Origin of the sequence: Microbacterium sp. ISL-103 (genome assembly GCF_018613995.1) — a bacterium.
Classification (GTDB): domain Bacteria; phylum Actinomycetota; class Actinomycetes; order Actinomycetales; family Microbacteriaceae; genus Microbacterium.
On the sequence record NZ_JAGGPD010000135.1, the window covers coordinates 1 to 8,713 of the forward strand.

The window sequence follows — 8,713 nt, forward strand, 5'->3', positions numbered from 1 at the left end:
GAGGACCGCCGGCCAGATCGAGGCGGAACGCAGACGCAGCCAGCCGAGCAGCACTCCCCAGGCCACGCATCCGCCGATCATGAAGAGAACGCCGGTGATGTCCGTGCGGCCGAAGTTGTAGCCGAGAAGGATCACCGGGCTGTGCCACAGCCCCCAGATCGCTCCGCTGATGAGCAGGGTCGGCCAGGTGCCGAGCGGTCGCAGCGCGGGCACGAGCCATCCGCGCCAGCCCAGTTCCTCGCCGAAGGCCAGGATGCTGTTGAGGAGCGCGCCCAGCGGGATCATCGCGATCTGCGAGATGACGACGAGCTCGACCGGCGGCATGGGCGTGCCCTCGGGAAGGGAGTCGGCGATCACAGCACCGAAGGCGGCGAACGTCAGATCGAGCCGCACGAACCCGAGCGCGGCCGCGACCGCGATTCCGAGCGCCACGAGCAGCGGCGGCGCGAGCCAGCCCGCGACCGTGAGCCAGACGACGCGCTTCGCGGGGCGCAGCGGCCACAGGCCGAGGAACCTGACCCGCTCGCCTGCTGCCGGCACGCGCATCGCGAACGTGACCACCAGCGTGGCGACGGCGGGGGTCATCATCATCACGGGCAGCAGCAAGCCGGCGCTCGGCTCGGCCAGCCCGTCGCCGAGCCACAGCGGCAGAGCGACGAGCCACGCGAGCCCGCAGNNTCCTCGTGGGGAATGGGTGGAAGCCCGGTTACATCGGTGCGTGGCGGCGGCGAGGACCGATGCCGCGGTGGCGGCGTCGTCGGCGGTCACGACGAACACCCGACCGTCGGTGCGGGTGACCTCGATCGCCTCCCCGGTGCGCAGCACGAAGCCGCGCCGGCCGTCCATGCCGAAGCGATAGCCCCATCCGCCGAATTCGGCGAAGGGGTTCACCTGCACGGCTCTGGCACTGGCGATCTCGGCCGCCGGGATGTCGGTCTTCGGCCAGCCGGCCGCCGATCGCACCCGCAGTCCCGCCGCGCTGGCGCGGACCCGGAAGGTGAGGCTCGTCGACACGACGACGACGAGCAGCAGCGCGACGACCGCGACGATCCACCCCGCGGCGATGCCCTGCGCGAGAAGCAGCACGCTCATCGCGATCAGGACGAAGACGCCGAGGCCGAGCACGATCTGACCACTTCGGGCCACCGTCACCGTCTTGATCCAGACAGCGCGTTCATGATCGGCCAGCGGCAGCGGTGCGGCGGGTTCAGCCGACGCCGCCGCGGAGACCGGCACCGCCGGCTGCAGGAACCATCCCGTGGCGCCGAGTCCCGCCATGACGACGAGGAAGACGGGGATCCACGGCGTGATGTCGGCCGCGTCCGCGGCGTCGGCGAGTCCGCGCTGCGCGGCGGTCGAGGCGATCGCGAGCATCGACAGCATGCCTGCGGTGCCGAGGCTCACAGCACCCAGCAGTCGAGCGGTCGCGGACCACTGCGGCTGGGGCCTGGGAGCCGCCGCACCACGCGGAGGCAGCCTGTGCGAGAACAGGACGATGAACGCGAACAGCAGCACCGTCCCGCCGCCGAGGCCGATCAGCAGAACGAGGGGCGTCCAACGCGGGCCGAAGCCGTCGGCACCGTCGAGGCACCAGTGGAGCGCGGCCGGGTCCGGCACGTCGGGCAGCCACGCGAGCACGACGATCGCCGCGAGGGAGAGCAGGGCGAGCGGGATGATCACCCCCACCCACCAGAAGGCGGTACGGGCTCTGCGGATCTCGGGGGTCATGCTTCGGACTCCTTGATGAGGGCGGCGAGGGTCGTGGGAGAGACACCGAGCGAGGCGGCGCGGGCGACGAGGGCGGCGATGTCATGCGCGAGCTCCGCGAGTGGCGCAGCGGAGGCTGCGACCACCGCTCCCCTGCCGCGACGCAGATCGATCAGTCCTTCGTCTCTGAGCTGCTGATAGGCACGCAGCACGGTGTGCAGATTGATGTCGAGGGCGTCCGCGAGTTCGCGTGCAGCAGGAAGCCGATCGCCGGGCCCGAGGCGGCCGGTGAGGACGTCGGCACGAACAGACGCCGCGACCTGGTCGAAGAGCGGCCGAGCACTGTCGGCATCGATCCGAATCAGCATCCCGCCTCCGATCTTCTAGTAGTTCTACATAAACTATAACAACTGTTCACACCCTCCAGCCGGCTTTGTCCCGCCGTGCGAGTCATCCACACTGGCCTCATGCGCATCACTCCCCGCCGCCTCGCCACCGGAATGAGCCTGTGGATCCCCAACCTCTTCAGCGGAATCCGCATCCGTCGCTTCAGCGCGGACTGGACGCACGCGACGGTGGAGCTGCACGTCAACGTCTTCACCCGCAACTACGTCAAGACGGCATTCGGCGGCTCGATGTCGGCGATGACCGACCCGTATTTCTTCATGCTCGTGATGCACCAGCTCGGGCGCGACTATGTCGTCTGGGACACCCGAGGCGAGATCGAGTTCCTCAAGCCGGGCCGCGGAGTGCTGACGGCGGAGTTCGAGGTCAGCAGGGAGCGGGCCGCGGAGATCCGCGAGCGCGCGCACGGAGGGGCGAAGGTGCTGGAGTGGTTCGAGACCGTGATCACCGACCGTGACGGCGATGTCGTCGCCAAGGTGCGCCGAGAGGTCTACATCCGGGAGAAGAAGCGGGTCACCGCCGCTCGGGACTGATCGCCCGGCGCCGGAGACACTCGCAGTTCACCCCCGCGTGGCACGATGACGGGATGCCCCTCGCCCGCCGCCTGAGACTCGGTGACGCCACGGCCATCGGCCTCGGCTCGATGATCGGCGCCGGCGTCTTCTCGGTGTGGGCACCGGCGGTCGGAGCCGCGGGCGGCGGCATCCTGGTCGCGCTGGCGATCGCCGCGGTCGTCGCGTACTGCAACGCCACCGCCTCGGCGCAGCTCGCCGCCGCCCATCCGGTGGCAGGAGGGACCTACGCGTACGCCCGAGCGGAGATCGGGCCGTGGTGGGGATTCGTCGCCGGATGGAGCTTCGTGATCGGCAAGATCGCGAGCTGCGCGGCCATGGCCATGACCTTCGCCGCGTACGCCGCGCCCGAGGGGTGGCAGGTTCCGGTCACAGTGGCGGCGGTGGCCTCGCTGGGGGGGGTCAACTGCTTCGGGGTGACGCGCACGGCATTCGTCACGCGAGTCCTCGTCGTCTGCTCGCTGCTCGGACTCGCGGTCGTGGTCGCCCTCGGGCTCGGCTCGGCCGCCGCTGCCACCCCGGCGCCGCTTCCGCCCGCGGATGCCTACGGGGTGCTGCAGGGGGCGGGGCTTCTCTTCTTCGCATTCGCCGGATATGCGCGCATCGCGACGATGGGCGAGGAGGTCGTCGACCCTGCGCGCACCATCCCGCGCGCGATCGCCTGGGCTCTGGGCGGTGCGGTGGTGGTCTACGTCGCCGTGGCGATCACGGTCGTCTCCGTTCTCGGCGGTGACGTCTCGTCGAGTGCGGCCCCGCTCGCTGACGTCCTCGCCGCGACCGGATGGACGGCACTGACGCCGATCGTGCGCATCGCCGCCGCGGCAGCATCTCTCGGCGCTCTGCTGGCGCTCCTCACCGGAATCGGGCGAACGACACTCGCGATGGCGAGGGAGCGGGATCTGCCGCGGTTCCTGGCGAAGGTCGATGACCGCTGGCAGGTTCCTCGGCGGGCCGAGATCGTGATCGCCGTCACCGTGGTCGCGATCGTGCTCGTCGCCGATCTGCGCGACGCGATCGGCTTCTCCTCGTTCGGCGTGCTGCTGTACTACCTGATCGCGAACGCCGCGGCGTTCCGCCAGGACGGGTCGGCGCGACGGTATCCGCGCGCCCTGCAGGCCGTCGGGGCGCTCGGCTGCCTGCTGCTGGTGAACACGCTGCCCGTACTCGCGTCGACGGTGGGCACCGTCGTCGTGCTCGTCGGCGTGCTGTACCGAGCCCTACGCCTGCGCGCCGCCCGCTGATCACGAGCGCTGTGCGACCCCGTCCCCTCGATCCCCCGTGGCTCTCTTGTGCGGCTGCGTCTGACGACGAGAGCTGAGCGCCGCCTCGGCGGCCACGCAGACGGCCGGGAGCAGCGCTTCGGCGGTTCGCCGATAGCCGAGAGGACTCGGGTGGAATCGATCCAGGCTGAACATGGCCTCGGGATCGTCGAAGAACATCGGCCCGACGGCGCGGCGGAGATCGACCGGATGCGCGCCCGCCGATCGAGCAGTCTCGGCCTGCGCTTCGGCGAGGCGCCGCGACAGGCTCGAGATGAGGCGCCGCAACGGCTGCGGGACGGGGCGCAGGGCGCCGAGGTCCGGGCACGTGCCGACGACCACCTCTACGCCTCGGCGTCGCAGCGTCAGGATCGCGTCGCGGAGATGCTGCGTCGAGACCGCGACCGGAAGGCGGTGGGTCACATCGTTTCCCCCGACGACGATCACGGCGACGTGCGGAGCGTACCCCTCGGGCAGCGCGGCGAGCTGTGCCCCCAGATCGGGCGATTCCGCGCCGACGACGGCGGCAGTGCGCAGGTGCACAGGTCGTCGCATGCGCCGCGCGGTTCCTTTCGCGAGTCGGCCGCCGAGCGTCTCCTTGCGTCGCTCGGCGCCGAGGCCGGCCGCCAGCGAGTCACCGAGCACGAGCAGTTCGATCGGCGCGCCGTCGAGCGAGCGTCGCCAGACCCGATCCGCATCGATCGACTGCTCACCGAGAGGCTTGCCGATGCGTCGGCGCGCGATCGCGGCCTGACGGGTGAGGACGATTCGGAGGCCGGCGACGGCCGCGACCGCGGCGACACCGGCCGCCGCGACGGCAAGGAGAGGCGGTCGGCTCATTCCCCGATTCGACCCGACAGGCGTGAACGCCGAGTGAACGGCATCCGCCTCTCCGCCGAAAGAAGGATCCGGAGACAGATGCCGACCACGCCAGGCTCGTCACGCCTCAGGACAACGGCTTGAGCTCCAGTTCGACGGCACCCGCCGCGACGGTCGCGAACTCGGTGAACCCGTCGGCGGCCGACCGCTCGAGCAGGGCCTTCATGTTCTTCGTCCGTCGCTCGAGGCGCACCCGTGCACCCGAGGCCACGAGTGCGGCCTTGTGCGTGACCAGCTCGGCCACCGGCACGTCGGCGTCGTGGATCAGCACGACGGCGCGCTCACCGGCATCCGCCCCGGTGGTCACGAGATCGACCAGGCGCTCGAAGCCGAGCGAGAAGCCCACGGCCGCCACCTGCTGACCGAGGAATCGGCCGATCATGCCGTCGTAGCGGCCTCCGCCACCCAGTGAGTACGTCACAGAGGGGTGTGCGAGCTCGAAGATCGTGCCCGTGTAGTACCCCATGCCGCGCACGAGGAAAGGATCGAAGACGAGGGGGATGTCGGCCGCGCCTCGGCCTGCGGCGACGGCATCGCCGATCGAGACGAGGTGTCCGACGATCTCGTCGGGTGCGTCGTCGGGCAGCGCCTTGCGGATCTGGCGTTCGCCGAACGGGTTGTACTCCATGGTCTGCGGGCGACTCAGGAAGGCCTCGAACGCGTCGACCGCCGACGGCGATGCCCCGCGCTCGCGCAGTTCCGCGGCGACCCCCTCGGGCCCGATCTTGTCGAGCTTGTCGATCGTGATCAGCACACCGGGACGCTGCTCTGCGGCGAAACCGAAGCTGTCGAGCATCCAGTCGAGCGCCCGCCGGTCGTTGATGCGCACGGTGGCGCCCTCGAGTCCCAGCGCGTCGACCGCGTCGAGTGAGGCGACCATGAGCTCGGCCTCGGCGCGCGACGAGTCGTCGCCGATGATGTCGATGTCGCACTGCACGAACTGGCGGTATCGGCCCTTCTGCGGGCGCTCTGCACGCCACACCGGACCGATCTGGATCGCACGGAACACCCCGGGCAGCTGGGCGCGGTTGCTCGCGTAGAAGCGCGCGAGCGGCACCGTGAGGTCGTAGCGCAGGCCCAGGTCGGCGAGAGCGCCCTGATCGTCGGCCGCCTCACGGATCGCGTCGGCGTCGAGGCCGCGGCGCAGCACGTTGTATGCGAGCTTCTCGTTGTCGCCGCCGATGCCGGCGTGCAGCCGCGAGTACTCCTCGAGCGCGGGCGTCTCGATCTCGTCGAATCCGTGCGACCGGTAGCGGTCGCGGATCACGGAGAGCACGCGCTCACGGCGAGCCTTGTCGGCGGGGAGGATGTCGCGCATGCCGCGCGGCGGGTTCACAGTAGCCACCCCTCCATCCTTTCAGGTCGGCGGGGCGACGCGTGGCCTCAGGCGTCGGATTCCGCCTGGCGGATGTCTTGCTCGAGGGTTCGGAGGCGCTCGCGCAGGGCGCGCTCGGCATCCCAGCCCTCGGCCCGGGCGACAGCGACGAGTGCGAGCAGTGCGTCTCCGAGCTCGTGCTCCGAGGTCGGGACGCCCGCTGCGCCGGCGGGCGGGGTGTCGACGTGCACACCGGCGGCCCGGCCGACGACCTTCTGCGCCAGGGCGAGCGCGGGCATCCCTCGGGGGATCCCGTCGAGCACGCTGCGTCTCGTGCGCTTCTCAGCCGCCTTCGCCGCGTTCCAGTGCACGAGGACCTCGTCGGGCGTCGTCGCGACCTCCCCGGCGAAGACGTGCGGATGCCGCCGCACCATCTTCTCGGTCAGGGTCTGCGCCACGTCATCGATGTCGAAGGGGTCGTCCGGATCCTGCGCGGCGATCGCGGCATGGAACAGCACCTGCCAGAGCAGGTCGCCGAGTTCCTCGCGGAGGTCTGCGCGCGTTCCGCTCTCGACCGCGTCGATCACCTCGTGCGACTCCTCGATGAGGTACGGAACGAGATCACGGTGCGTGATCTGCTGCGACCAGACGCATCGCTCCCGCACCTCGCGCATGGTCTCGGCGGCCGCGCGCAGCGGGTCGAGGTCCGGCTCCCCGGTCACGGGTGCTCCTTCGGTCACGGCATCCCCTCTTCTCGCGCGATCACGGAGTTCCGACGCGTGCACGTCGGTAGGAACGGGCACGCAGCGACACGATCACGGCCGACAGCACGAGGGCGAGGAGCGAGCCGACGAGCACACCGAGGATCGCCTGATCCCGGATGCCGGCGTCGGTCGCGAAGGCGAGGTTCGCCAACAGGAGAGAGACGGTGAAGCCGATGCCGCCCAGCGCTCCCGCAGCGATGATGTCTGCGAACGGCAGGCCGGGCGCGGCGCCTCGAGGGCGGATGCGCATCGCGATCCAGCCGAACAGCGAGATGCCGACGATCTTGCCGACGGGCAGGGCGACGACGATCCCCCAGAAGGCAGGCGACAGCTGCGAGGGTGCGAGTGCGGGAATCACCACGAATGCCGCGACGAACGCGAAGACCGGCAAGATGACGCCGTTCACGGTGGGCTCGAGGGCGTGCCGGGCACGAGCGGCGGGCACCGGCGCCATCACGAGGCCGAGCATCACGCCTGCGATCGTCGCGTGGATGCCGGATGAGGCGACGAGCCCCCAGGCCACGACGCCGACCACGACCATGGCGACGGCGATCGCGGGATGCCCCTTCGCGTGCAGAAGCCGACTCAGCAGCCAGAACACGACGACCGCGACGACAGCGAGCGCGAGGAAGAGCCACTGCACGTCGTGCGCGAACAGCACGGCGATGAAGATGATGCCGATGATGTCGTCGAGGATCGCGAGCGCCAGCAGGAAGACACGCACGTTCGACGGCAGTCCTCGACCGAACATGGCGAGCACTCCGAGCGCGAAGGCGATGTCGGTGGCGGTCGGAATCGGCCACCCCGTCGCGGTGGCCGAGTCGCCGGCGATCAGGAGGTAGACGGCGATCGGCACGAGCACCCCACCGGCGGCCGCGATGGCAGGCTGCACGGCCTTGCTCGGCGAATCGAGTTCGCCGTGCGTCAGCTCGTGTCGCAGCTCGATCGCGACGACGAGGAAGAAGATCGCGAGGAGGCCGTCTGAGACCCAGTGCTCGATCGAGAGGTCGAGGACCGTGCCGGGGACCGCGATATGGAAGTCGAGCACTGCGGCGAGCGCATCGTGCGTCGGGAGATTGGCCAGGAGCAGTCCGAGCCCGGCCGCCACGAGCAGCAGGACAGCGGGGAACTGCTGACCACGGAGGGGGTTCGCCGAGATGCGCATCCTCTCCATGCTAGTTCTCGAGCATCCTGCGCGTCTCGTACCGTCATGCGTTCAGAGCACGGCCCCGACCCGGGATACTCTCGAACCGTGACCCCCGAACACGCTTTCCCCGAGCCCACCGACACCTCGGCAATCCGCATCATCGGCCGTTTCGAAGCGGGCCGCGGCATTCCGGACGCGATGCGCTCCGACGTACGGATGCCCGGCGCCCTTCTCGGCCAGGTGCTGCGCGAGGCCGGCGGCGACGATCTCTTCGAGGATGTCGAGAGGCTGCGTCTCGCGACGATCCAGGCCTACGACGAGGAGACGTCCGACGCGTTCGAGCGCGCCGCGGCCATCGCCGAGTCGTTCAGCATCTCGCGAGCCGACGAGGTCGCCCGCGCGTTCACGTGCTACTTCCACCTGGTCAACCTCGCCGAGGAGCACCAGCGCGTGCGCGTCCTGCGCGAACGGGCCGGACAGCCGGGTCGCGAGGATGCGGCAGACACCGTCGCCACCGCCTACGCCCGTCTGAAGACCGAGGTCGGCGATGACGAGGCCCTCCGCCGCCTCGAGGGCCTGCGATTCCACCCCGTCTTCACGGCGCACCCGACGGAGGCGCGTCGCCGCGCCGTCTCGTCGCGCATCCGCCGCCTCTCCGAGCTGCC

General features: G+C 70.4%; 9 protein-coding genes. 3 read left to right on the forward strand and 6 right to left on the reverse strand.

Annotated elements, in window-relative coordinates:
* Together J7E68_RS19625 and J7E68_RS05815 are read right to left on the reverse strand one after the other, a co-directional pair.
* A partial coding sequence (locus J7E68_RS19625) for a type II CAAX endopeptidase family protein (RefSeq protein WP_251048690.1) occupies window positions 1-1,728 on the reverse strand: 1,728 nt, incomplete at its 3' end.
* Entirely contained in the window at window positions 1,725-2,075 is a 351-nt protein-coding gene (locus J7E68_RS05815) for a GntR family transcriptional regulator (protein WP_215170711.1), read from the reverse strand. The genes J7E68_RS05815 and J7E68_RS19625, both read right to left, overlap by 4 nt.
* Before the next feature lie 99 nt (window positions 2,076-2,174).
* On the opposite strand from J7E68_RS05815, the gene J7E68_RS05820 reads away from it, so the two are divergent.
* Both J7E68_RS05820 and J7E68_RS05825 read left to right on the forward strand, forming a co-directional pair.
* The gene (locus tag J7E68_RS05820) at window positions 2,175-2,645 is read left to right on the forward strand and encodes a DUF4442 domain-containing protein (protein WP_215170713.1); all 471 of its coding nucleotides are present in this window, start codon (window positions 2,175-2,177) and stop codon (window positions 2,643-2,645) included.
* Window positions 2,646-2,698: 53 nt separating this feature from the next.
* A complete protein-coding gene (locus J7E68_RS05825) occupies window positions 2,699-3,925 on the forward strand; it encodes an APC family permease (protein WP_215170715.1) in 1,227 nt (408 codons plus the stop codon).
* On the opposite strand, the gene J7E68_RS05830 is transcribed toward J7E68_RS05825, so the two are convergent.
* The 4 genes from J7E68_RS05830 to nhaA form a co-directional block, all read right to left on the reverse strand.
* Window positions 3,926-4,783 (reverse strand): SGNH/GDSL hydrolase family protein, encoded by an 858-nt coding sequence (locus tag J7E68_RS05830; RefSeq protein WP_215170717.1) that lies wholly within the window; start codon window positions 4,781-4,783, stop codon window positions 3,926-3,928. It lies immediately after the preceding gene.
* Window positions 4,784-4,889: 106 nt separating this feature from the next.
* Window positions 4,890-6,140, reverse strand: coding sequence for an ATP phosphoribosyltransferase regulatory subunit (locus tag J7E68_RS05835; protein ID WP_215170723.1), 1,251 nt, complete (start codon window positions 6,138-6,140; stop codon window positions 4,890-4,892).
* A 65-nt stretch (window positions 6,141-6,205) separates the two neighbouring features.
* A complete protein-coding gene (locus J7E68_RS05840; protein ID WP_215170725.1) occupies window positions 6,206-6,811 on the reverse strand; it encodes a MazG family protein in 606 nt (201 codons plus the stop codon).
* Between the two features lie 88 nt (window positions 6,812-6,899).
* A complete protein-coding gene (gene nhaA / locus J7E68_RS05845; RefSeq protein WP_215170719.1) occupies window positions 6,900-8,066 on the reverse strand; it encodes a Na+/H+ antiporter NhaA in 1,167 nt (388 codons plus the stop codon).
* 87 nt (window positions 8,067-8,153) lie between these two features.
* On the opposite strand from nhaA, the gene J7E68_RS05850 reads away from it, so the two are divergent.
* On the forward strand, window positions 8,154-8,713 hold a 560-nt coding region (locus tag J7E68_RS05850; protein ID WP_311416459.1), incomplete at its 3' end, for a phosphoenolpyruvate carboxylase.